This is a genomic window from Alcanivorax limicola, from assembly GCF_019931215.1.
GTDB classification, from domain to species: Bacteria; Pseudomonadota; Gammaproteobacteria; order Pseudomonadales; family Alcanivoracaceae; genus Isoalcanivorax; species Isoalcanivorax limicola.
On record NZ_JAIOUB010000003.1, the window covers coordinates 329769 to 353424 of the forward strand.

Sequence of the window (23656 nt, forward strand, 5' to 3'; positions counted from 1 at the left end):
GGTTATTGTGCAACCGGGAGAGAACAGGTGAACGAAACCGATCTGCATGCGCCGTTGCGCGAGAACGTGCGCCAGCTGGGTGAGATGCTGGGGCAGACACTGCGTGCGCAAAAAGGGGATGCGTTATACGACCTGGTCGAGCGGATTCGCCAGGTGGCCGTGGAAGCACGCACCAGCGGCGTGGTTGATATGAGTCGTCTGGGGGCGGTACTGGCACCGCTGGACGAGCAAGCGTTGCTGGATGTAGCCCGGGCCTTCAGCCAGTTTCTCAACCTGGCCAATCTTGCCGAGCAACAGCACCGGGTGCGGCTGCGGCGGCAACGCCAGGGCTATGACGCGGACAGCGTCAACACGGAAAGTCTGCGTCAGGTCATACAGCGCTTGCTGGATGCCGGCCACGCCCCGGAGGCGGTGCGCGAGGTGCTGGGTAGCCTGTCGGTGGAGCTGGTGCTGACGGCTCACCCTACCGAAGTCTCCCGGCGCACGCTGATCCGCAAATATGATCGTATGGCGGTCGAACTGGCGGCGCTGGACCGTCAGGATCTGAGCGGCGAAGAGCTGGCGCATTGTCGCGAGACCTTGCGGCGCAGCATTTTGTCCGCCTGGTGCACGGATGAAATCCGGCGCGAGCGACCGACCCCCGTCGACGAAGCCAAGTGGGGGTTCGCCACTCTGGAGCAATCGTTGTGGCAGGCGGTGCCCGACTTTTTACGTGAGCTGGATCAGGCGGCGTCCGAGATGCTGGGTGGGCCGATGCCGGTGGCGGCGGCACCGATCCGGTTTGCTTCCTGGATGGGCGGCGACCGGGACGGCAATCCCAATGTCACGGCAAGCGTCACCCGGGAAGTATTGCGTCTGGCGCGCTGGATGGCGGCAGATCTGTATATCCGGGATGTGGAGGAACTGCTGGCAGATTTCGCCATGCACGAGGCGTCGGAGGAGCTGCTGGCCGTAACCGGGCCGAGCCCGGAACCTTATCGGGTCATTCTGCGACAGTTGCGGCAGGCATTGCGCAATACGCGCCGGCATATCGAGGCGCAATTGAACGGCGAAGACGCGCCTGCGGATGACATCATCGTCAGCGCTGATGCATTGCTGATACCCCTGCAACTGATTGATCGCTCACTGCGCCAGTGCAATATGGCGCAGCTGGCGGAGGGCGCGTTGCGCGATACGTTGCGACGCATCCATGCCTTCGGTATCACCCTGTTGAAGCTGGATATTCGCCAGGAATCATCGCGCCACAGTGCGGCAATCGATGCGATGACACGCTATCTGGGGCTGGGCAGTTACCTGGCCTGGGATGAGGCTGAACGTCAGGCGTTTCTGCTGCGTGAGCTGGCCGGCAAGCGGCCCTTGGTGGATGCGCGTTTTTATCGCAGTGACGAATGCAGCGATGAGGTGCGCGAAGTGCTGGCGACCTGCGAGGTGATCGCGGACGAAGCGCCGGGCGCGTTGGGTGCTTACGTGATTTCCATGGCGACGGCGCCTTCGGATGTGCTGGCGGTGATGCTGCTGCAGCGGCAGGCGGGTGTTGAGCAGTTCATGCGCGTGGTGCCGTTGTTCGAGACCCTCAGTGATCTGCAACAGGCTGAGCAGACCATGCGTGAGCTGCTGGCGGTGGACGCTTATCGGGAGCGCGTGCGCGACGGCCAGGAAATCATGATCGGCTATTCCGATTCCGCCAAGGATGCCGGTTTTCTGGCGGCCGCCTGGGCGCAGTATCAGGCGCAGGAGAAACTCACCGCGCTGTTTGCCGAGCACGGCATACCGTTGACGTTATTCCATGGCCGGGGGGGCTCGGTCAGCCGCGGCGGCTCGCCCACCCGCATGGCATTGCTGTCGCAGCCGCCGGGTTCCGTGGCGGGGCGGATTCGCGTGACCGAACAGGGTGAAGTGATTCGTTTCAAGTACGGTCTGCCGCAGATTGCCATCCACAACATGGAGCAGTATGTGGCGGCGACACTGGAGGCAACGCTGGCTCCGCCCAAAGGCCCCAGTGACGCCTGGCGCGAAGAAATGGAACGCCTGACCGGCACCGCAGTGCAGGCTTATCGCGCGGTGGTGCGTGATACGCCGGCGCTGGTGGATTATCTGCGCACGGTCACACCGGAGCAGGAGTTGACGCGCCTGTCGCTGGGCAGCCGTCCCGCGCGGCGCAAGCAGGCGGATGGGCTGGCTTCGTTGCGTGCGATTCCCTGGGTGTTTGCCTGGACACAGATACGTTTGATGTTGCCGGCCTGGCTGGGCACGGGTGTGGCGCTGGATGAAGCCCTGGCCGACCCGCAACGCAGGGCACGGTTGGACAGTATGCAGGCGGATTGGCCGTTCTTTCAGGGCATGCTGAACATGCTGGAAATGGTGCTGGCGAAAGCCGATGTGGCCGTGGCCAGCTATTACGAGCAGCGTTTGACCCAGGATCGCGTGCTGCGCGAGCTGGGGGCCGAGCTGCGCGAAAAGCTGCAAGGGACGGTAAAAGCCCTGCAACAGATCAGTGGCCGGGCGGATTTGCTGGACAATAATCCGGTCATGCGCTGGTCCGTGCAGGTGCGCAATCCCTACACCGACCCGCTGCACCTGTTGCAGGCGGAACTGATGGGGCGGCTGCGCGATGGCGGGGATGCGGATCCGCGTCTGGAAAGCGCGTTGATGGTGACCATCACCGGCATTGCAGCGGGTATGCGCAACACTGGCTGATACTTGTCGAGAGCATCGGGCGTTACAGATCCTTGTGGCGCCCGTCACAGACCGGGGGCTGCCCGGTCTTCTTGCATCCGCAAAAAAACACGATCTTGTCCCGGGGCGCGGTATAGGCCACCGGGCGCACGCTCGTGCCCTGATGGCTGCCGTCGCAGAACGGCGGGGTGTTGCTCTGCCCGCAGGCGCACCAGTAATAGGTCTTGCCGTGCTCTACGGCGATGGGGACCGGGTAGCGTCTTGCCGTCACAGGGTTTGTCTCCTTTCATCCGGAAAGCTGTCCCGGAAACGTCATACAGGTGTCACGAACCGGCAACCCGCAAGGCGGACACTGCGCGAAAGATCATCAGGAGTGTCCTATGCTCGCGCAGGCCGCCGTACGAATCAAAGCATTCAGCCCGCATCTGAAACAGGCGCTGGCCAAACCGTTCACCACGACGGCAGGCAAGTGGCGACCGCAAGGCGGGGATGCCGCCCAGGGCCTGGCAGGCGCCGCAGACGGTGCGCCGCGGTTCAGTGCCTGGTTCAGCCGGTCGCGACGCGACATCATGCGCGCCCAGCGCATGCGCTACCGGATCTTCAGCGAAGAGTACGGCGCCAGCATGAAGGCACCCTTCGGGCTCGACCGCGACCGCTTCGACAAACACTGTCTGCATCTGATGGTGCGGGATAACCAGACCGGTGAGCTGGTGGGGTATACCCGGGTGCTGACCCAGGCGGGTCTGGCGCGCACCGGCGGCTTTTACTCTGCTGGCGAATTCGACATGGCCATGGTCGCTCGTCTGGACGGACGGGTTGCCGAGATAGGCCGCACCTGTATTCATCCGCAGTATCGCAGCGGTGCCGTGATCACCGTGCTCTGGTCGCGGCTGGCGCAGTTCATGATCGAGGAAGATATTCGTTATCTGATCGGCTGTGCCAGCGTCGCCTTCAATGAAGGCTACGATCTGCGCGGCATTGTCAGCCAGATTCGTGCGGCACATATGAGCCCGGTGGGGCAGCGGGTCACGCCGCTGGTGCCGGTGCCGCGCTTGCCGCTGGCGAGCACCGACAAGGTCCGCATGCCGCCGTTGCTCAAGGCGTATCTGCGCATGGGCGCGCGCATCTGCGGCGAGCCTTGCTGGGACCCTGACTTCAACTGCCTGGATTTTTTTGTGTTGATGGAAGTGGAGCGTTTGCCAGCGCGTTACGTACAGCACTTTCTGCAATTGAGGCGCGCGGTATGAGCCATGCCGCATAAGCCCTGCACGGTGAATGACGACCTACCTCTGGACGCTCGGTCTGCGATAGCAGCGCCGCTGTTGCGCGGTCGATTGTGGCCGCAGTTGCGCCGCCTTGGTCGCCTGGTCCGGGTTGTGATGCATATTCTGGGCGGCCTGTGGCTGGCGTTCCGCATTGATGCGGTGCGGCGGCCCCATCAGCCTCGCGTGCGCGTTGCCGCCCGCGAGTGGGCCGCACAGCTACTGCGCATCCTGCACGTCGATATTCACTGGCAGGGCGGATTGCCTGCGCCGGGGACCTTCCTGGTCAGCAATCATGTTTCCTGGCTGGATATTCCGGTGCTGGCGGCGCGCGGTGATATTCATTTCCTGTCCAAGGCGGAAGTGCGGCAGTGGCCATTGGTGGGGCGCCTGGCCTTGGCGGCGGGCACGCTGTTCATTCGCCGGGGCAGTGGCGAATCCGCTCAAAAAGCCGGTGAAATAGCGGCGCATCTTCGGGAGGGTCGCAGCATCTGTGTATTCCCGGAGGGCACGACCACCGACGGCACGGGGGTCAGACGTTTTTTCCGGCAGCTGTTCGATGCACCACTGCAGGCGGGGGCAACGGTGCAGCCGCTGGCAATACGTTATCTCACTGAGGAGGGCGCTGCAGATAAACAGGTCGCCTTTATCGGCGATGACGTCTTCCAGCGCCACCTCTGGCAACTGCTGCTGCGAGATCGCGTTCACGTCAGCGTGGTCAATGCCGATCCTTTGTCGCCGGACCAGTATGACGATGCGGACACCCTGTCCCGGGCGGCCCACGCGGCCGTGACGGCGCTGGTCAGATATCCTGCCATGAGCCATCGCTAGCCGACCTTGCCTCGACCTCATCAGCACGCTGCGTCGTCGTGCAGGGGCTGGCATGAGACTGGCATGAGACTGGTGCAGGTGCTGGCATAGACGCTGGCGGCTGCGTAGCATCGGTGGTCATGCCGACCCACCTGCGAGCCGCACATGCCTGACGTCAGCGCCCGGAAACAACCTGCTGCTTGCCGGCTTTCCCGGCATGAGACCCCGGTATGAGGAGCGTCGCCATCGCGGCGCTGATGGCATGCCTGAGTGGCTGCCAGGCGGGCTATTACCTGCATCTGGCCAAAGGCCACACCGATCTGATGCGTGAGCGCGTTCCGGTAGCCCGGGTGTTGGCGGATCCGCAAACCCCTGCCGCGCTGCGTGAACGCCTGCAGCGCGCCGACGATATGCTGGTGTTTGCAGAAACGGCGCTGGCGCTGCCGGTGGATGATGCCTACCGCACCTATGTCGCGCTGGAGCGCGGCTTTGTGGTGTGGAACCTGTTTGCCGCGCCGGCTTATTCCCTGACGCCAAAGACCTGGTGCTTCCCGGTGGCGGGTTGTACCAGCTACCGGGGCTTCTTCGATCTTGAGCGGGCAGCCCGGGAGGCCGAAGCATTGCGGCAGCAAGGGTATGACGTCTACGAGGGCGGGGCAGTGGCCTATTCCACCCTGGGCTGGTTTGCAGACCCGCTGACTACGCCGATGCTGGCCGGCGATGACGCGCAGATTGCTGATCTGTTGTTTCATGAGTTGGCCCATCGGCGTTTTTATCTGAAGGGCGATACCCGCTTCAACGAGAGCCTGGCGACCAGTGTCGGGCGAGAGGGGGCGCGCCGCTGGTTGGCGCGCCATGGTGATCCTGCGCTGGTGGTTGATATGCGGCAGTCGGAGCGTCTGCGGCAGCAGATGCTGTCACTGGTGGCCGAGGCCCGGGAGGCGCTTGCGATCCTGTATGATAGTGAGTCAGACGAGGCTGTGCTGGCCGCGGGCAAGGCGGCGGTTCAGGCGCAGTTGCGGCGCTCATTCGAACTGGCGAAAGAGGATGAGCCCGCGCTGGCGCGTTACGCCCGCTGGTTTGCCGGGCCGCTGAATAACGCGCAGCTCAACACCTTCAGTGATTATAACCAGTGGGTGAGTGGCTTTGACGCAGTGCTGCTGCGCTGCGGTGGAGGCTGGGGCTGTTTCTGGCAGGAGGTGGAACGTATTGCTGCCTTGCCTGCCCAACAACGTACCCGTGTCATGCAGCAGCTCAGTCATCAGTAGCAGGCATCACCAGTAAACAGACGATGGGGACGACAACGAATGATCGAACTGGCTCGCTTCCACCATGCGCAACCGGCTCACTTGCTGGCGACGGCGCTGCGTGGGCAGAGCATTCTCAGTGTGGTGCGTTCCGAAGGTGCGGAAACCGTGCTGTACCTGCAGGACCCGGATCACTATGACGAGGCCCGGGCACTGGTGGCACTGTTCCTGCGCAATCCGCAGGACCCGCGCTTTGCGGCGGCCGCCTGGCAGGCCAGCGCGCCGGCGGCACGGCAATCTGCCGATGGCACTGGCGAGCATCCTCACGAACGCTCCGGTTTTAGCGGGGCTGTGGGCCAGCCAGCGCTGTTCAGCAGTGGCTGGCTGGCTCGCATGGGGCTGGTAACGCGCACGGTGTTGGGCGCCGTGTTGCTGGTCTATCTGTTGCAGCAGTTCATGGGCGAGAGCATCTATCGCTATCTGATGTTTCCGGCCTCGCTGGAGGGGCTGGCCAGCCAGCCCTGGCGGTTGTTTACGCCCATGCTGCTGCATCTGAGCCTGCTGCATCTGGCTTTTAATCTGCTCTGGTGGGCGGAGCTGGGCGGCATCATCGAGCGCTTCCAGTCCGGCAAGCAGCTGCTGTTTGTGACGCTGGTGACGGCCGGGGTTTCTGCCCTGGCACAGTTTCTTTCTTCCGGGCCGGCATTCGCCGGTCTGTCTGGCGTGGTGTACGGCCTGCTGGGGTACCTGTGGTTGTACGGCAAGGTGAACCCGGAGGCCGGTTATGGCCTGCGCCGAGAGATCGTCATTTTCATGGTGGGCTGGCTGGTGTTCTGCTACGTTGCCCTGACCAGCTATGTGGCCAATGAGGCGCATCTGTTCGGGTTGCTCAGCGGTTGCGCGCTGGGGGCCGCCACCGGGTATTACCGGCGCCGGATTGTTGACAACCGTGGAGGGCCACGGGTTTGAGTTGCCTTGGGGCGCCTGCTATAAAGACCTCTGCTTTTCAGCCGGTTGTTGTTTCAGCAGTGATTGCCTGCAACCACCGGCCAACAGGACAGAACATGCGCACACTGAGTACTTTCTCCGGGTTGTTTCGCCGCCGTCTCCTGCCTTCTCTCATGCTGGTTCTGATCGCCGGTCTGCTGCAGGCCTGTGCTGTTGCCCGGGTTGGCGACAATCTGCCCTACGGTATTCTCAACAATGACGATGTCGAGCTGGTGGCCGAGGGCTTGCCAACCTACCTGTTGATGGTGGACGGCCTGATCGTCAACTGGCCTGACAGCGTGGATATGTTGCGCACCGGCGCAAGCCTGTACAGCGCCTACGCTGGCCTGTTTGTGGAAGAGCCCGAGCGGCAGGCACGGATGACGGAGAAAGCACTGGATTATGCCACGCGCGCTGCCTGTGCCCGACGCGCTGCGTTGTGTGATGTCCGTGGCATGAATGTGCCGAAACTTGAAGCACAACTTGCGGGCCTGCGCGCACGCGATGTGCCGGTGCTGTATACGCTGGGAACCACCTGGGCGGGATACATTCAGGCGCACAGTGACGACTGGGGCGCGGTGGCAGACCTGGCCCGTGTCCGGGCACTGCTGGAGCGGGTGACAGAGCTTGATGCAAGCTACGAGCGGGGGCAGGCGCATATGTACCTGGCGGTGCTCGATAGCGTGCTGCCGGGAGAACTGGGTGGCCAGCCTGATGCCGCCAGGGCGCACTTCGAAAAGGCGGTGTCACTGTCCGAGGGGCGTAACCTGCTGGCCAAGGTGCTCTATGCCGAGCGTTACGCCCGCATGGCCAACGATCAGACCTTGCATGATGATCTGCTGGAACAGGTCATTGCTGCGGACCCTGCTGAGCATGGTCTGACATTACAGAACACGTTTGCGCGCCAGGAAGCCGAACGGCTGCTGGCAGAATCTGCGGATTATTTCTGATTTCCGCTATATCACCTGGTGTCGGAGTGATCATGTTGTTGCGTCTGTTTACTGCCTGTGTGCTGCTGTTGCCGTTGAGCGCTGCGGCCATGGAGTTCAAGATTTCCACCTTGTACCCGGACGGTACGGCTGCGGTGAACCGGCTCAAGGAAGCCGGGAAACAGCTGGAGAAAGAAACCGACGGCCGCGTCAGCCTGCGTATCTATGCCGGCGGTACCATGGGTGATGATCGGGCGGTACAGCGCCGTATCCGCATTGGCCAGCTGCACGGCTCCCTCGCCCAGGCCGGGGCCTTCGCGTCCTCCTACAAGGACAGCCAGATACTGAACCTTCCCCTGGCCTTCCGTTCCCTGGACGAAGTGGATCATGTGCGCGCCGAACTGGACCCGCTGATCCGGGACGGCTTCGAGGACAATGGCTGGGTAGTGTTTGGCCCGATGGACGGTGGCTTTGCCTATCTGATGTCACGGAATCCGGTGGCCAGCGTCAGCGACCTGCAGCGCCAGAAGGTCTGGTTGCCTGCCGGTGATACCGGTTCCGCCATGGCGGCGCGCGAGTTCGGCATTTCGCCGGTGGTACTGAATCTCGGCGCCGTGTTGACGTCCTTGCAGACCGGCGTGATTGATGCCTTTGCGGCGCCAGCGGTGCCGGCGCTGACGCTGCAATGGTATACCCGCGTCAGTCATTTCACCGAGATGCCGCTGCTGTACACCTATGGTGTGCTGGCGCTGGGCAAGCAACACGTCGAGCGTCTGAGCGACGAGGATCAGGTAACGCTGCGGCGTGTGCTGTCTGAAGCCGCCGCTGATCTGGACAATGCCGAACGGGCGGGCAACCGGCGCGCCATGGAAGCACTCAGAGGGCAAGGGCTGGAACCGGTGGAGCCGAATGCCGAGCAGCTGCGCGAGTGGCGCACGCTGGCCCGTCAGGCGACGGATCGCCTGGTGGAGGGCGGCGAGATCAGTGAGGACATGCTGGCGCGGTTGAACGCGCTGCTGGATGAGTACCGGGGCGACTGAGGCAAATCACGGATGATGTTGATGCGCGGCCTGCATCGCTTTGAAGATGCACTGATCGTTGTGATTCTGCTTGGCATGATGGTGCTGGCGGTAACACAGATATTGCTGCGTAATCTGGCGGGCACCAGCCTGGTCTGGGTGGACCCCTTGCTGCAGAACGCCGTGTTGTGGATCGGCATGCTCGGGGCAATGATCGCCTCCCGCAAGGACGAGCACATCAGTATCGATGTTGCATCTCAATGGCTGCCGCCTTTCTTGCATCGCGCTTTATTGTCCGTGGTCGATCTGTTCACCAGCGTGATCTGCGGTGTGGCAGCCTGGTTCAGTCTCCTGTCCGTCCGTGATGAAGCCAGCTTCGGTATGATGGCTTTTGCCAACGTACCGGCCTGGTGGCTGCAGGTGATTGTGCCGCTGGGGTTTGGTTCTATCGCACTACGTTATGCCATTCTGTTTTGTCTGGGGCTGGTGGGGCGGCGCCCCGCACCCGGCAAGTCGCGGATAAAAAATGCCGTTGATGCCGGAGTGCGCGCACCATGATCTGGTTGGTGGTGCTGCTGCTTGTTCTGCTGGCGTTGATGGGCGCGCCTTTGTTCGCGGTGATTCTGGCGGCCGCTGCTGTCGGCTATTACAGTCTGGGCATTGACCTCTCTGTCCTGCATATCGATATCTACGAAATGAGTAACTCGGTGGTGCTGATGGCACTGCCGCTGTTTACGTATGCCGGTTTTCTGCTGAGTGAATCGAAAACCGCTGACCGCATGTTGCGCTTGTCCCAGGCCGCGTTTGGCTGGATGCCGGGTGGCATGGCGTTTGTGGCATTGATTGCCTGCGCGATATTTACGGCACTCACCGGGGGCAGTGGCGTGACCATTGTGGCGCTGGGTGGTCTGTTGCTGCCTGCCTTGCTCAAGGGCAGCTATCCGCGCCGTTTCAGCATGGGCCTGATTACCACGTCCGGCAGTCTTGGCCTGCTGCTGGTGCCCTCCATTCCGTTGTTGATCTACGGCATTATTGCCCAGCAGATGTCCCAGCAGCTGGACATGCCTTCGGTCCAGATCACGGACTTGTATCTGGCAGGGATTATGCCGGCGCTGCTGATGATCGTGCTGTTGTATGTGTATTGCCTGTGGGCGACGCGTAAGGCGCCGATCCCCCGCCAGGCCTTTCGTCTGTCGGAGTTGCGTGCAGCGGCCTGGCAAGCGCGCTGGGAGTTGCCGCTGCCGTTTGTGGTACTGGGCGGGATTTTTTCCGGCCTGCTGGTGATCAGCGAAGCCGCGGCCGTCACCGCATTGTATGTGACTATCGTGGAGGTATTTGTCTACCGCGAGGTGGGCCTGCGTCGCCTGCCTGCCGTCATGCGGGAATCCATGGTGATGGTGGGTGGCATTCTGCTGATACTGGCCGTGGCCATGTCCTTCACCGGTTACCTGGTCTATGCCGGCGTGCCCGAGGGGCTGTTTGCCTTCATGCAGGAACACGTTTCCAGCAAGTTGATGTTCCTGATCCTGCTGAATATCGTGCTGCTGATTCTGGGGGCCGTGCTGGATATCTTCGCGGCGCTGGTGATCATGGTGCCGCTGATCCTGCCGGTGGCCATTGGTTACGGCATTGATCCTGTGCACCTGGGCATTATCTTCGTGGCCAACATGCAGATCGGTTACTTTACGCCGCCGGTGGGCATGAATCTGTTTATTGCCAGCTACCGCTTCAAGCAACCGATTACCACGCTTTACGCAGCCACCTTGCCGTTCATGGCCGTTCTGGTCATCGCGTTGTTGCTGATTACCTATGTGCCGGCATTGAGCCTGTATTTTGTGCGGTAACAGCGGGTAGAGTGCTGGTCATCGCAGTTTCTTTTCCATGATGTGACGCGTCAGCACGGCGTCTCCGCGCGTCACTTCCTCAGTGCCCACACTCTTGAAACCCATGGTCTCGAAGAATTTTTTTGCTGCCAGGCTTGCCCGTGTCTGCAATACGGTCGTGCCGGCAATCCGCGCCTCGTCCTCGAGGTACTGACACATCAGCGTGGCGATGCCGTAGCCGCCCAGGCCGGGGGCGACGTACATCATTTCAATGGTGTCCGCCGGATGCAGCTGGGCAAAAGCGCCGGCCCGGCCATCCAGTTCTGCAACGATGGTGACCCCCTCGCGCAGCCGTGCGATAAACGGCGATTCGTCCGCGGCGCTGGCCGCCCAGGCTTCACATTGATCGGCGGTATAAAACTGCGCCGCCTGACCGTGAATGGCGGCACGGAAAATCTTCGGCAGGGCACTGTTGTCGGCGTCTTCCATTGGCCGGATCATGAAGGGTCCGCCCATCTCAGGCAGACTGTCTTCTGTGGTTTCCGGGGGCAACAAAGGCACGTCCGCCAGACGCACAGGCTCGGCGGCCGGCGATGTGTCGGGTATGTCGCGCTTGCGGCGCAGCCAGTCAAACATGACGGCTGCCTTGGACAGCGCTGTGCGGTTCAGGGTTTTTCAGCATGCGGTGCCCCCTGAGTGCTCTCTTGCACATTCTCTTGCGCATTCAGTTGCCGCATGGTTTCCAGTTCGCGGGTCAGGCGTTCCAGATACGCGTCCTGCAGCGCCTGCAGTTTGCGCGCTTCCTCTAACTGCCGGGCGAGGTCCTCGGCCCGATCCTGCAGCTCGCGCTGTTCCCGTGCCGCTGCATCCCGCGCTTCGGCGGCCAGCAGTTCGGCATCATTGTCCGGCGCTGCGGCGTGCGCCGAGAGCGCGAGCAGGGCCAGCATGGCGCTGAGCGCGCGCGCGGTGATGGTGAGCACTGTCGGACACGACAGGCGGTGCGCTGTGAACATAAATACAGACTCTTGTCGTAAAGGGCCCCGGTCATGCCGCGGGCACTGCGAGACAGCGATGATAGCAAATCAGGGCCCGGGAGACTTGATTCCGTCAGTCATGGCATGATGAGGCATCAGGCAGGAGGCACCGAGATGAAGCGTATCCCCACAATTGGCGCGCTGATGACGCCCTTCCCCTGGCATCTCCATGTGAGTGCCACCGTGGCCGAAGCGCGCACGCTGATGATGCGGCAGGGCATACACCATCTGCCGGTGACGGACGCTGAGCATCAGGTGCTGGGTCTGGTGGCGCTGGCGGCCTTGCCCGATACACCAGACCCGCTGGCGGACTGGATCGAGACAGTGCCCAGCGTGGATGCGCATACCCGCGCGGACCAGGTGCTGGAGATGATGGCGGAAAGCCACCAGCCGGTCATCGTGGTGTGTCACCATGACCGACTGGCAGGCATCTTCACCTGGACGGATGTCTGTGATCGCTTCGCCGAGTTCCTGCGCGAACCGTTTCTGCCACCCAACGGTGACGACGCGGCTTAAACACCGCGCGTCATGTCGCTAGATCAGGGCGCTAGATCGGGGCATTACATCATGTTCCGCAACACATAGTGCAGGATGCCGCCGTGGCGGAAGTATTCCACTTCCGTTGCGGTATCCAGGCGGCAGGTCATGGAAACGGTCTGCGCCTTGTCGCCCTTGCGGAAGATGACCTCCAGTGTGTCGCCCGCCTTGATCTTGTCGTCGAGGCCGGCGATATCCACTTCTTCCGTGCCATCCAGGTTCAACGTCTTGCGATCCGTGCCGGCCGGAAACTGCAGCGGCAACACGCCCATGCCAATCAGATTGGAACGGTGGATACGCTCGAAGCTTTCTGCGAGCACCGCACGCACGCCGAGCAGATTAGTGCCCTTGGCGGCCCAGTCGCGACTGGAGCCGGTGCCGTACTCCTTGCCGGCGATGACCACCGTGGGGACGCCATCTTTCTTGTAGCGCATGGCGGCGCCATAGATGGGCAACTCTTCGTCACCGGGAATGTGGCGGGTAAAGCCGCCCTCGGTGTCCGGGACCATTTCATTGCGGATGCGGATGTTGGCAAAGGTGCCGCGCATCATCACTTCATGATTGCCGCGTCGCGACCCGTAGGAGTTGAAATCAATCGGCTCTACACCGTGACCCTGCAGATAATGCCCGGCGGGGCTGTCGCCCTTGATGGCGCCGGCAGGGGAGATGTGGTCGGTGGTGATGGAGTCGCCCAGCAGCGCCAGAATGTGGGCACGCTTGACCGGTGTAATCGGCGGCACGGTTTTGCTCAGACCCTCGAAGTAGGGCGGGTGCTGGATATAGGTGGAGTCCTTGCGCCAGGCGTAGGTCATGGCATCGCCCACCGGCAGAGATTGCCACATCTCATCGCCGTCAAACACCGAGGCGTACTGCTTGCGGAACATGGCGCCGGTCACGGAGGTGAGCGCCTCCTGAATTTCGCTGCTGCTGGGCCAGATGTCCTTGAGGAAGACTTTTTTGCCCTGGTTGTCGTAGCCGAGAGGGTCCTTGTCGAAGTTGATCTTCACCGTGCCTGCCAGGGCATAGGCGACGACCAGTGGTGGTGAGGCGAGCCAGTTGGTGCGCACGCTCTGGTGCACGCGGCCCTCGAAGTTGCGGTTGCCGGACAGCACGGAAGCAACGACCAGATCTCCCTTGCCAATGGCTTCGTCGATAACCTCCGGCAGCGGGCCAGAGTTGCCGATGCAGGTGGTGCAGCCGTAGCCCACCAGGTTGAAGCCCAGTTCGTTGAGCTGATCGGAAAGACCGGCTTTATCCAGATAGTCGGTGACGACCTTGGAGCCGGGCGCCAGGGAGGTCTTGACCCAGGGCTTGCGCCGCAGACCCAGTGCCACAGCCTTCTTCGCCACCAGGCCCGCGGCCAGCATCACGCTGGGGTTGGAGGTGTTGGTGCACGACGTGATGGCGGCGATCACCACATCGCCATGGGCCAGCAGGTGTTTTTCGCCCTCAATGGTCACCGGCACTGCGCCGGCATGTTCGGTGCCGCCTACGGCGGTCTGCCCGCCGCCCTCACTTTCCAGCTCGGCAATGTCGGTTTCGACGCCGGTTTCCTGGCGCAGCACGTCCAGGAAGGCCTGCTTGACGCCGGTCATGGGTACCCGGTCCTGGGGCCGTTTCGGGCCGGCCAGGCTGGGGACGACCTCGCTGAGATCCAGCGAAAGCGTATCGGTGAATGCCGGGTCGGCGTGGTCGCTGTCGTGCCACAGCCCCTGTGCCTTGCAGTAGGCCTCCACCAGGGCAATGGTCGCCTCGTCGCGACCGGAGAGGGTGAGATATTCCATGGTGCGTTCGTCGATGGGGAAGAAGCCGCAGGTGGCACCGTATTCCGGGGCCATGTTGGCAATGGTGGCACGGTCGGCCAGCGACAGGTCGGAGAGGCCCGGGCCAAAGAATTCGACGAACTTGCCCACCACGCCCTTGCGGCGCAGCATTTCGGTGACGGTCAGCACCAGATCGGTGGCGGTGACGCCCTCGTTCAACTTGCCGTTGAGCTTGAAGCCGATCACTTCCGGAATCAGCATGGACACAGGCTGGCCGAGCATGGCCGCCTCGGCCTCGATGCCGCCCACGCCCCAGCCCAGTACGCCCAGGCCGTTGATCATGGTGGTGTGGGAGTCGGTGCCCACCAGCGTATCCGGATAGGCCCAGGTCTTGCCGTCCTTGTCTTCGGACGACCAGACGCCGCGTGCCAGATATTCGAGATTCACCTGGTGGCAGATGCCGGTGCCCGGCGGCACCACGCGGAAGTTGTCGAAGGCTTTCTGCCCCCAGCGCAGGAACTCGTAGCGTTCGCGGTTGCGCTGGAACTCCATGTCCACATTGCTGGTGAAGGCCTGGGGGTTACCGAATTTGTCGACCATGACGGAGTGATCAATGACCAGATCCACCGGCGTCAGGGGATTGATGCGCTGCGGGTCACCGCCGGCGGCGACAATGGCGTCGCGCATGGCGGCCAGGTCAACGATGCCGGGTACACCGGTGAAATCCTGCATCAGCACCCGCGCCGGGCGATAGGCAATCTCGCGGTCCGAGGTGCGCGTTTCCGGCCAGCGCACCAGTGCTTCGATATCGTCCTGCGTCACTGTCTTGCCGTCTTCGAAACGCAGCAGGTTCTCCAGCAGCACTTTCAACGAGAACGGCAGCATGTCCAGATCACCCCAGCCCTTGTCGGCGAGTTTTTTCAGGCTGAAGTAGTGGACCCGGGGGGCGCCGGTATCTTGATCTGTCTCAAGGGCGGTGGCGGTTTTCAGGCTATCCTGACCAATCTGTGTCATGACATGCTCCCTGTGCGGATGGAAACGGGGTTTCTCCATACTACGCCGACAAGCGGGTGACATGAATAGCGACAAATGTCGCGACAAAGGCCGCATGTGCATGCGAGGCCGCTCAGCAGGTGCCTGATCCATAGTCCAGGTCCATGCCCGGGCCGATGGGCCGGCGCTGTTGCAGGGCGATGGCAGGCATGCCGACAATATGTATAAGCTTGTATAACTGTTTTGTCCCGCTGCGCAGGTGTTGCGCGGCGGTTCGTTGCCTTTGCCGGTCTCAGGGGAGCAGATGGATCACGTCTATTACGAATTTGCAGCATTGCTTTTTGCCTCGGCCGTGGTGGGCGCCATTGCGGTACGGTTGCGGCAGCCGCTGATTGTCGCGTTTATCCTGGTGGGCATTCTCGTTGGCCCGGCGCTGCTCAACCTGATCAGCGCGGAGAGCGAAATCGAGCTGTTGGCAGAAATCGGCGTGACGGTGCTGCTGTTCGTCGTCGGCCTGAAGCTGGATATGCATCTGGTACGGCATCTGGGCCCTGTGGCACTGGCCACGGGGCTGGGGCAATTGCTGTTTACCATTGTGTTCGGTTTTCTGATTGCTACCGGGCTGGGGATGGACTGGGTAAAAGCCACTTATGTGGCGGTTGCGCTGACCTTCTCCAGCACCATCATCATCGTCAAGCTGCTGTCGGACAAACGGGAGATCGATTCCCTGCACGGCCGTATTGCCATGGGTTTCCTGATTGTTCAGGACATTGCTGTGGTGGTGGCCATGATGGTGGTGGGCAGCATGAGTGCCTCGGACGGCATGGATGTGGAGCAGACCGGCATGCTGGTGCTGGGGATCATCGCCAAGCTCGCGGCGGCGGTGGTGCTGGTGGCCGTGATGATGCGCTATGTGCTGCCCCGGCTGATGGAGCTGTTAGCGCGCTCGCCGGAGCTGATGCTGGTATTTGCCATCGCCTGGGGCACCTCGCTGGCAGCGGTGGGCGATGTGATCGGCTTCAGCAAGGAAGTCGGGGCGTTTCTGGCTGGTTTCTCACTGGCGTCAACCCGGTACCGTGAGGCGGTGAATGCGCGCCTGAGCAGCATTCGCGATTTTCTGTTGCTGTTCTTTTTCGTGCATCTGGGATCGCAACTGGAATTTGCCGCGCTGGGCGAGGAGCTGGGTACGGCGCTGATTTTTGCCGCGTTCGTATTGATCGGTAATCCGCTGATCGTGATGGCCATCATGGGCGTCATGGGCTATCGGCGCCGGACCGGTTTTCTGGCGGGTTTGACGGTGGCACAGATCAGCGAGTTTTCGATCATCTTTGTGGCCATGGGTATCGCGCTGGGGCATGTGGACGACAACACGCTGGGGCTGATCACGCTGGTGGGCATCATCACGATTACCTTGTCGACCTACATGATTCTGTATTCACACAAGCTGTTTGATGTGCTGTCGCCGTGGCTGAAGCCCTTTGAGCGGCGCAACCCGTTCCGTGAGGCGGAGCAGGCTCAGGAGAAAGTGAGTCAGGCGTCCGTGGTGGTGTTCGGTCTGGGCCGTTATGGCGGCCGACTGGCGGCGCAGCTGCGGGCCAGCAATGTCGGCGTGCTGGGGCTGGATTTTGATCCGGAGGTGATTCGCGAAGCAAGTCGCGCAGGCCTGAATGTGGCCTATGGCGATCTGGAAAGCCGTGATTTTATCGATCACCTGGAGATTGACGATGTACGCTGGGTGATCAGCAGTATTCCGGATCTGAAACTCAATCTGAACCTGGCAGAAGCGTTGCAGGAGCGTGGCTTTCGCGGGCGTCTGGCGGTGACCGTGCACCACGAAAAAGACGCGGACATCCTCAAGCATGCAGGGGTCAGCAAGATACTCAGGCCCTATCGTGACGCGGCAGACTATGCCGCCGAGATGATCTGCGCTACTGCCGCCGATGCCAGCTAAGGCTGGCACAGGGCTTTTCCGGGAGACGATTCGCATGGCAACAATCACCTCATTGGGCGCGGCACGGGAAGTCACCGGCTCCTGCCATCTGCTGGAAACGGCTGGCCGGCGTATATTGCTGGATTGTGGTATGCATCAGGGCGGTGACGCAGTGCGTCGTCTGCAAGGTGAGGCGTTTGCCTTTCGGCCCCGGGACATTGATGCCGTGGTACTTTCCCACGCGCATCTTGATCATGCAGGGCTCTTGCCGCTGCTGGTGTCAGAAGGGTTTTCCGGACCGATCTACACCACACCTGCCACACGCAACCTGTTGGCGATCATGCTCGAAGATGCGGTCGGGCTTTACCTGCGCGATCTGGAAGCGGCCAACACCCGGCGTCGCCGCGCCGGCAGTCGTTTGCTCAAACCCCGTTACGATCACAGTGATGTGCTGGAAGTGCTGAAGCTGTGCCAACCGCTGTCCTGGCACGCGGAGGCGGAGATCGCCGAGGGTTTGCATCTGGCGTTTATTGATGCCGGGCATATTCTGGGTTCCGCCATTGTCTGTCTGCGCCGCGCAGGCAGCGCGCCATGGCGGCTGGTGTTCTCCGGCGATATCGGCGCTTCGGATAGGGTGTTGATGCGTGAGCCGGAAGTGCCGGACACGGCGGATCTGGTATTGATGGAAGGCACCTACGGTAATCGGGATCACCGCTCCCAGGATGCCACCATTGCCGAGCTGGAAGAGGTGGTGGCTCAGGCCGGGCGCGACGGGGGCAATATCCTGATGCCGGCGTTTGCTGTCGGGCGCACGCAGGAGTTGCTGTTTCACCTGGGCTGTTTGTATCACCGCGGGCTGCTCAATGGCTGGCATGTCTTCCTCGACAGCCCGATGGCGATAGAGGTCACCCGGCTGTATGACCAGTGGCTGGATGCCCTGGATGCAGATGATCAGCAGATGATGCGGCACTTCGGTGCCCGCGCACTCGGGCAGTTTCTGCCGTGTTTCACACCGACTGCCTCGGTGGACGATTCCATGCAGATCAATCGTGTCGAACGCGGCGCCATCATCATCGCCGGCAGCGGCATGTGTAACGGCGGGCGTATCCGGCATCACCTCAAGCATCGTCTGTGGCAAGAACGCAATCACATCGTATTTGCCGGCTTTCAGGCCCGGGGCACCCTGGGGCGGCAGCTGGTGGATGGCGCGGAGCATGTGCGCATGTTCGGCCAGCGCTACGCCGTGGGCGCCCGGATTCATACCCTTGGTGGATTTTCTGCCCATGCCGGGCGCACCGAGTTGATCCGCTGGGCGGAGGGCATCGGCGGGCGCCCTGCGCTGCGCCTGGTGCATGGCGAGAACGAGGCACTGGAGAGTCTGGCGGAGGTGCTCAGGGAACGCGGCCACAATGTCAGCATCGCGGAGCCGGGGAGCCCGTTTGCCATTGCCGCTGTCACCCCGGAGGACATAGCGCAATGACAGCACCTGAAGCAGAGCAGCCGAAAACATGCTGGCACGCCCGCGCGGTAGAGGCAGCGCAGCAGGCCTGGGATACCGACGGCAAGGGGCTGAGCGGTGACGATGTGGCGGCACGTCGCGCACGCTACGGCGAGAACCGTCTCGTTGCCCGACGCCGGCGCGGTGCCTGGCAACGCTTGCTGGCCCAGTTCCACAACGTATTGCTGTATGTGCTGATGGCCTCCGCATTGCTGGCGCTGGTGCTGGGATATGGCACGGATGCGCTGGTGATCGCCGCCGTGGTGGTTATCAATGCGCTGGTCGGCTTTATCCAGGAAGGTAAGGCGGAAGCCGCGTTGCGCGCAATCCAGCAAATGCTGGTGGCGGAGTGCCTGGTGGTGCGTGATGGCCACACCCGGCAGATCCCGGCAGACGAGCTGGTGCCCGGCGATCTGGTATTGCTGGCCGCAGGTGACCGGGTGCCGGCGGACCTGCGCTTGTCCGAAGTGCGCGATCTGCATTGCGATGAATCCATGCTGACCGGTGAATCCGTGCCGGTGGCGAAACAGGACACGCCGGTGGCTGACGACGCCCCGCTGGCGGAACGGCGCAGTATGGCCTGGATGGGCGCGCTGGTGACGGCCGGGGGCGGACGGGGCCTGGTGGTGGCCACCGGCGGCAATACGGAGTTGGGCCGCATCGGCCATCTGGTCGATACGGTGGAGACGCCGGACACGCCGCTGACACGTTCTCTGGGCGTTTTCGGCCGGCAATTGGCGGGGCTGATTCTGGCGGTTACGGCGCTGGCCATGGCCTGGGGCTATTTTGGGCTGGGCCTGCCGTTGGCGGAGCTGTTCCGGGTTGCCGTAGGGGTGGCGGTGGCGGCAATTCCTGAAGGCTTGCCAGCGGTGGTAACCATCACGCTGGCCATCGGCGTGCAGCGCATGGCGGGCTCGCGTGCGGTGATTCGCAAACTGCCTGCGGTGGAAGTGCTCGGCTCGGTTACTGTGATCTGCTCCGACAAGACCGGCACGCTCACACGCAATGAAATGACGACCCGCCGGGTACTCACCGCTGTCGGCGATTTCGACGTGTCCGGTGAGGGTTACGCGTTGGCTGGCGCGATGGCGTATGCCGGGCAGGGCGATGCCGGGGCGGCGGCGCGGGTAGGCGATCTGGTGGCGCGCGTCGCGCTGCTGTGCAATGACGCGCATATCAGTCGTGAGGGTGAGGATTGGGTGCTGCACGGTGATCCCACCGAGGGCGCGCTCTATGCACTGGCCTGCAAGGCCGGGCTTGACCCGGGCACGGCGCCTGCGCGCTGGCCGCGCCGGGACGTGATTCCTTTTGCTACGGAGCGGCTTTACATGGCCACCCTCAATGGTCGTGGTGAGGACGCCATGATGCTGGTGAAGGGCGCACCGGAACGTCTGTTGGGCCTGTGCAAACAGCAACAGGGCATGCAAGGTGCGGAGCCACTGGACAGCGCCTTCTGGCATGCCGGTCTTGAACGCCTGGCCGGGGAGGGAATGCGCGTACTGGGCCTGGCCTACAAACCGTTGCCCGGGGATTGTGCGCGCATCGGCGAGGACGATGTCGTGGACGGCCTGATTTTTCTGGGGCTGACCGGCACCACGGACCCGCCGCGTCATGAGGCCATCGAGGCGGTGGCCGAGTGCCGCAGTGCCGGGATACGGGTGAAGATGATCACCGGGGACAATCCACGCACCGCTGGCGTGATTGCCGGGCAACTCGGATTGAACGCGGCGCGGGTGCTGACCGGCAAGGATCTGGCCAGTATGGATGACGCGGCACTGGGTGAGGCGATGGCGGAGGTCGATGTATTTGCCCGCACCAGCCCGGCGGACAAGCTGCGATTGGTCGAAATCCTGCAGGCCCGTGGCGAGGTCGTTGCCATGACCGGCGACGGCGTCAATGATGCGCCTGCCTTGCAGCGGGCGGATATCGGGGTGGCCATGGGGCGCAAGGGTACGGACGCCGCCCGGGATGCCTCGGCCATGGTGCTGACGGATGACAACTTCGCCACCATCGCCGCCGCCGTGCGCGAAGGGCGCACGGTGTATGACAATATCGTCAAGGCGATCCAGTTCATTCTGCCCACCAGTGTTGTGCAGGCATCGGTGTTGTTGCTGGCGCTGGTCATCGGCATGGCGGCACTGCCGATCACGCCAGTGCAGATCCTCTGGGTGAACATGATTACGGCAGTGACGCTGGCCCTGGCGCTGGCTTTCGAGCACGGCGAGTCAGGCCTGATGCGGCGGCCCCCGAGGCGGCCCGGCGAGGGGCTGGTGACGCCCTTGCTGTTGCGACGTCTGGTATTGGTGGGTGTGGTCGGCACGCTGCTGGTGATCGGCCAGTTTCTCCGCTACCAGGAGGATCTGATGCTGGCACGCAACATGGCCGTGTTGACCCTGGTCTTCGTTGAGATCTGGTATCTGTTCTGCTGCCGTCGTCTGCATGCCCCGCTGTGGCATGAAGCCAGCCTGCGCGGGCTGATGCCTGCCGGTATCGCTGTAGCCGCAGTGTTGATATTGCAGTGGTTGTATACGGTTGTGCCGCCGATGCAGGCACTGTTCGAATCACAATCCCTGCCAGCCACCCTGTGGCTGGAAGCGGCGCTGGTGGCGTTGGTGGTGCCGCTGCTGGTGGAACTCGACAAGGCGTTCTTGCGTTATGCCTTACGTCACTCCCGTGCTGCGTCCCCGGCGCAAGGCCCCGCCCGGGGGCCGTTGCGTTGATAGCAGCTCACGTCAGCGCAGCACGTCGGGATTGTCACTGCGGTATTGCACCGCTGCCAGCTCTGCCTCATCCAGCAGCGTCTCCGGGGACAGTGACAGGCTTTCCGCCACGGCAAGGGTAGCGTGTGCCCAGGTGGCGCCGTTGGCGTAGAGCATGCCAAAGGTATCCAGCGTGCCGCCCCGGTTGCGATAACCCAGAAAGCGGCTTTGTGTGCCGGTATCCAGCGGCCGCAGCACGCCGCTGAAAACTTCGGGGCGACCATGGCAGAGAAAGACCCGCGCAGGGCAATCCGGGATCAACGCGCGAATCTGCGCGGCGTCATGGACTGACGTGGCTTCCCGGGCATCACGCGCCGCCCGGAACCGCCCCGGTGCCTGCAGGGCGTACAGGGCGTGCGCAATCCCTTTTTCCCGCAGTCGTTGACTGGCCCGCTGCATGGCCTCCAGCTGATAGGCCCCGATGGCAAACAACTGCACCGCCGGTGTCTGATCGTGATGCAGGCACAGCACGCCGTCATCGCTGAGCTGCGTTGCCTGGTTGGCATCCAGCTGCACGGGCAGAGCGTTTTTCGGCACCACCATCACCGCAATGCGGCCGCGGCTGGCATACAGATCCAGCAGCGCCCGCGCGGCACTGGGCCCGTCCACGGGAAACAGCACGCTCGCCACATCATTCATTTCGCCAAGCCAGGCCTCGCACAATGTCGGGTCCTGATGGGATTGCTCGTTCTTGCCGTTCTCCCAGGTATGCGAGCTGCACAGGATGGGCAGTGACAACCAGCGTGGTGGTCGGCCGGCGCTTGCCTGATGCCGGGCGAAGATAATTTCCTGGCGCATGGCGCCCAGCATTTTCACGGCGAAGGCTTCGTAGCTGGCGACCAGATTAAGGCCTTGCTTGTTGCCCAGTGCCGCACACACCACGGCTTCCTCGTTGAGTGCCGTAATGACGCTGCCGTGCAGGGATTCGGCGATACCGGGCTCGGGATGGGTCACGCGATGCTGCAGCATGTCCAGTGAGGCATTGAGACGGTTGCTGCGCATTTCATCCGGGTTGCCGATGCGCACACGCAGATCCGGATTGGCGCGCACCAGCGCGACAAATGCATCGTCGATGGCCGCCATGGGAGACTGGGTTGTGCCTGCCGGCGGGGGTATCAGCGCCGGGAGTATGGCGTCGTGGGGCGCCGGATTGGCCAGAGGGTGGTCGCGCTCTGCAGGCCGGTCAGACTGGCCATGATTGTTCAGGGTGGCGATTGCCTCGCGCAGCGCCTCGGCAGGCACGAACAGTTTGGCGGCGCCGGCGTTGAAGCTGGCCCGGGCGCGCTCATCGTTCGCCGGGTTGTCGGCCAGCGGCAGGTTGTGGGCGGCGTTACTGCCCGCGCCGGGAAAGCCGAATCCCTTGACGGTTTCGGCGATCACGTACGGCAGCCGGACCGGGTAATCACTGACGCCGTCGCGCAGCATGCGCACCCGTTCAGCCAGGCGATGCTCGCCATCCAGCAAGGCCCAGGCAAAGGCGGCCGGGTCGCGTCCGTCGATGGTCAGTGGGTCAAAGCCGTTGAGGGTCAGATGGTCGCGGAACCAGGGTGTGCCGCCGGACTGGCTCATGCTGGTGCGCTGATCAATGCGCCGACCGTTGGCAATCATCACCGGTAGCACCGTGCCGCAATCTTCGGCGCGCCACCAGCGCGGCGACCAGTCGCTGCCGCGTTGTTCCTCGAAAGCCCCGTCACTGAGAAAAGCGACCAGCGACTGCCCGGGCAGCGGCATGTGCACATATTGCAGCTCGGCAAAGCCGAGATAGCCGCCCTCGCTGATACCGCCTGCGGTATGCGCATTGACGTGGCTGCCCAGTGGCGAGCGGGGCGCGCCATCCGTGCCGACGCCGTAGTGGTAAAAATCGTTCACAAAGGTGGCCAGCCCCGCATCATCCAGCGCGTAGCGTCGTGCGTGCTCCGGCATCATATTGCCGGTGAGCAGGTTCAGCGCGTCGATAGCCGCCACGCAGTGTCCCTGGCCCATCAGCCAGGCGCGGGTGTCGCCGGACAGGCTGTTGGCCAGCAGATAGCCGGTATAGGCCGGGACCATATTGAGGGCACCACCGGTGTGGCCTTCCGGCACAGGTTTGAAGTCATCCGCGCTCAGGGGGCTGCCGTCCAGGCGCGGACGGCGTACGTAGGTCATGTGCGCCACCAACCACATCCCCATGCAGGCAATGCGATCTGCGGCGTGCAACAAGGCCAGCCATGCATCGCGTTGTTCCGGCGATGCGGCACGTTCCAGCAAGCTCGCCACGCGGTGCTGTGTCAGCGGCAAATGCTGTATCACGCCATAGCCGCGTGCCCAAGTATCAAAAGCCGGATCGCGTGCACGCAGCGCTTCCAGTGTGGCGGCCCGGTGCGGGTCATTCATGGGGGGCTCCTGTTTG

Annotated in this window: 18 protein-coding genes; 13 read left to right on the forward strand and 5 right to left on the reverse strand. The window is 62.8% G+C overall.

Going from position 1 to position 23656, the window contains the following annotated elements; translation table 11 throughout:
- Positions 1-27 precede the first annotated feature (27 nt).
- Positions 28-2697: a phosphoenolpyruvate carboxylase gene (gene ppc / locus K8B33_RS11670; RefSeq protein WP_223426656.1), complete on the forward strand. Its 2670-nt coding sequence runs from the start codon at positions 28-30 to the stop codon at positions 2695-2697.
- A gap of 22 nt (positions 2698-2719) precedes the next feature.
- Here the strand turns inward: ppc and K8B33_RS11675 are convergent, their stop codons facing one another.
- Complete coding sequence (locus K8B33_RS11675; protein WP_223426659.1) at positions 2720-2947, reverse strand: CDGSH iron-sulfur domain-containing protein; 228 nt, start codon at positions 2945-2947, stop codon at positions 2720-2722.
- Between the two features lie 109 nt (positions 2948-3056).
- On the opposite strand from K8B33_RS11675, the gene K8B33_RS11680 reads away from it, so the two are divergent.
- The 8 genes from K8B33_RS11680 (at position 3057) to K8B33_RS11715 (ending at position 10774) form a co-directional block, all read left to right on the forward strand.
- Positions 3057-3923, forward strand: coding sequence for a GNAT family N-acetyltransferase (locus tag K8B33_RS11680; protein WP_223426663.1), 867 nt, complete (start codon positions 3057-3059; stop codon positions 3921-3923).
- Positions 3924-3926: 3 nt separating this feature from the next.
- A complete protein-coding gene (locus K8B33_RS11685) occupies positions 3927-4769 on the forward strand; it encodes a lysophospholipid acyltransferase family protein (RefSeq protein WP_223426665.1) in 843 nt (280 codons plus the stop codon).
- A 209-nt stretch (positions 4770-4978) separates the two neighbouring features.
- A complete protein-coding gene (locus K8B33_RS11690) occupies positions 4979-6016 on the forward strand; it encodes an aminopeptidase (protein WP_223426666.1) in 1038 nt (345 codons plus the stop codon).
- 39 nt (positions 6017-6055) lie between these two features.
- Positions 6056-6964, forward strand: a complete 909-nt coding sequence (locus K8B33_RS11695) for a rhomboid family intramembrane serine protease (RefSeq protein ID WP_223426668.1) — start codon at positions 6056-6058, stop codon at positions 6962-6964.
- A 95-nt stretch (positions 6965-7059) separates the two neighbouring features.
- The gene (locus K8B33_RS11700) at positions 7060-7932 is read left to right on the forward strand and encodes a TRAP transporter TatT component family protein (RefSeq protein WP_223426670.1); all 873 of its coding nucleotides are present in this window, start codon (positions 7060-7062) and stop codon (positions 7930-7932) included.
- A gap of 32 nt (positions 7933-7964) precedes the next feature.
- The gene (locus tag K8B33_RS11705; RefSeq protein WP_223426672.1) at positions 7965-8951 is read left to right on the forward strand and encodes a TRAP transporter substrate-binding protein; all 987 of its coding nucleotides are present in this window, start codon (positions 7965-7967) and stop codon (positions 8949-8951) included.
- Positions 8952-8972: 21 nt separating this feature from the next.
- Positions 8973-9488: a TRAP transporter small permease gene (locus tag K8B33_RS11710; protein ID WP_223426674.1), complete on the forward strand. Its 516-nt coding sequence runs from the start codon at positions 8973-8975 to the stop codon at positions 9486-9488.
- Positions 9485-10774 (forward strand): TRAP transporter large permease, encoded by a 1290-nt coding sequence (locus K8B33_RS11715; protein WP_223426676.1) that lies wholly within the window; start codon positions 9485-9487, stop codon positions 10772-10774. The genes K8B33_RS11710 and K8B33_RS11715 overlap by 4 nt, the downstream gene beginning before the upstream one ends.
- 18 nt (positions 10775-10792) lie before the next feature.
- Here K8B33_RS11715 and K8B33_RS11720 read toward each other — a convergent pair whose 3' ends face one another.
- Both K8B33_RS11720 and K8B33_RS11725 read right to left on the reverse strand, forming a co-directional pair.
- On the reverse strand, positions 10793-11389 hold the full coding sequence (locus K8B33_RS11720; RefSeq protein ID WP_223426679.1) for a GNAT family N-acetyltransferase: 597 nt from the start codon (positions 11387-11389) through the stop codon (positions 10793-10795).
- Positions 11390-11418: 29 nt separating this feature from the next.
- Complete coding sequence (locus K8B33_RS11725; RefSeq protein WP_223426680.1) at positions 11419-11766, reverse strand: hypothetical protein; 348 nt, start codon at positions 11764-11766, stop codon at positions 11419-11421.
- A gap of 135 nt (positions 11767-11901) precedes the next feature.
- On the opposite strand from K8B33_RS11725, the gene K8B33_RS11730 reads away from it, so the two are divergent.
- Positions 11902-12303, forward strand: coding sequence for a CBS domain-containing protein (locus K8B33_RS11730; RefSeq protein WP_223426681.1), 402 nt, complete (start codon positions 11902-11904; stop codon positions 12301-12303).
- Between the two features lie 44 nt (positions 12304-12347).
- Here the strand turns inward: K8B33_RS11730 and acnA are convergent, their stop codons facing one another.
- Complete coding sequence (acnA, locus tag K8B33_RS11735; protein WP_223426682.1) at positions 12348-15101, reverse strand: aconitate hydratase AcnA; 2754 nt, start codon at positions 15099-15101, stop codon at positions 12348-12350.
- A 283-nt stretch (positions 15102-15384) separates the two neighbouring features.
- On the opposite strand from acnA, the gene K8B33_RS11740 reads away from it, so the two are divergent.
- The 3 genes from K8B33_RS11740 to K8B33_RS11750 are packed head-to-tail and all read left to right on the forward strand — an operon-like array spanning position 15385 to position 21228.
- On the forward strand, positions 15385-17031 hold the full coding sequence (locus tag K8B33_RS11740) for a cation:proton antiporter (RefSeq protein WP_223426683.1): 1647 nt from the start codon (positions 15385-15387) through the stop codon (positions 17029-17031).
- A gap of 34 nt (positions 17032-17065) precedes the next feature.
- Positions 17066-18490, forward strand: coding sequence for an MBL fold metallo-hydrolase RNA specificity domain-containing protein (locus tag K8B33_RS11745; protein ID WP_223426685.1), 1425 nt, complete (start codon positions 17066-17068; stop codon positions 18488-18490).
- Entirely contained in the window at positions 18487-21228 is a 2742-nt protein-coding gene (locus K8B33_RS11750) for a cation-translocating P-type ATPase (RefSeq protein ID WP_223426686.1), read from the forward strand. Before K8B33_RS11745 ends, K8B33_RS11750 begins: the two co-directional genes overlap by 4 nt.
- A 12-nt stretch (positions 21229-21240) precedes the next feature.
- On the opposite strand, the gene K8B33_RS11755 is transcribed toward K8B33_RS11750, so the two are convergent.
- Positions 21241-23640: a phosphoketolase family protein gene (locus K8B33_RS11755; protein WP_223426687.1), complete on the reverse strand. Its 2400-nt coding sequence runs from the start codon at positions 23638-23640 to the stop codon at positions 21241-21243.
- Positions 23641-23656: the final 16 nt, after the last annotated feature.

Coding starts and splice junctions, on each gene's coding strand:
- K8B33_RS11680 (WP_223426663.1), top strand. CDS start 3,057: ATGCTCGCGCAGGCCGCCGTACGAATCAAAGCATTCAGCCCGCATCTG.
- K8B33_RS11740 (WP_223426683.1), top strand. CDS start 15,385: ATGGATCACGTCTATTACGAATTTGCAGCATTGCTTTTTGCCTCGGCC.
- K8B33_RS11715 (WP_223426676.1), top strand. CDS start 9,485: ATGATCTGGTTGGTGGTGCTGCTGCTTGTTCTGCTGGCGTTGATGGGC.
- K8B33_RS11725 (WP_223426680.1), bottom strand. CDS start 11,766: ATGTTCACAGCGCACCGCCTGTCGTGTCCGACAGTGCTCACCATCACC.
- K8B33_RS11700 (WP_223426670.1), top strand. CDS start 7,060: ATGCGCACACTGAGTACTTTCTCCGGGTTGTTTCGCCGCCGTCTCCTG.
- K8B33_RS11705 (WP_223426672.1), top strand. CDS start 7,965: ATGTTGTTGCGTCTGTTTACTGCCTGTGTGCTGCTGTTGCCGTTGAGC.
- K8B33_RS11755 (WP_223426687.1), bottom strand. CDS start 23,640: ATGAATGACCCGCACCGGGCCGCCACACTGGAAGCGCTGCGTGCACGC.
- K8B33_RS11685 (WP_223426665.1), top strand. CDS start 3,927: ATGCCGCATAAGCCCTGCACGGTGAATGACGACCTACCTCTGGACGCT.
- K8B33_RS11730 (WP_223426681.1), top strand. CDS start 11,902: ATGAAGCGTATCCCCACAATTGGCGCGCTGATGACGCCCTTCCCCTGG.
- K8B33_RS11690 (WP_223426666.1), top strand. CDS start 4,979: ATGAGGAGCGTCGCCATCGCGGCGCTGATGGCATGCCTGAGTGGCTGC.
- K8B33_RS11695 (WP_223426668.1), top strand. CDS start 6,056: ATGATCGAACTGGCTCGCTTCCACCATGCGCAACCGGCTCACTTGCTG.
- K8B33_RS11720 (WP_223426679.1), bottom strand. CDS start 11,389: ATGTTTGACTGGCTGCGCCGCAAGCGCGACATACCCGACACATCGCCG.
- acnA (WP_223426682.1), bottom strand. CDS start 15,101: ATGACACAGATTGGTCAGGATAGCCTGAAAACCGCCACCGCCCTTGAG.
- K8B33_RS11750 (WP_223426686.1), top strand. CDS start 18,487: ATGACAGCACCTGAAGCAGAGCAGCCGAAAACATGCTGGCACGCCCGC.
- K8B33_RS11710 (WP_223426674.1), top strand. CDS start 8,973: ATGCGCGGCCTGCATCGCTTTGAAGATGCACTGATCGTTGTGATTCTG.
- K8B33_RS11745 (WP_223426685.1), top strand. CDS start 17,066: ATGGCAACAATCACCTCATTGGGCGCGGCACGGGAAGTCACCGGCTCC.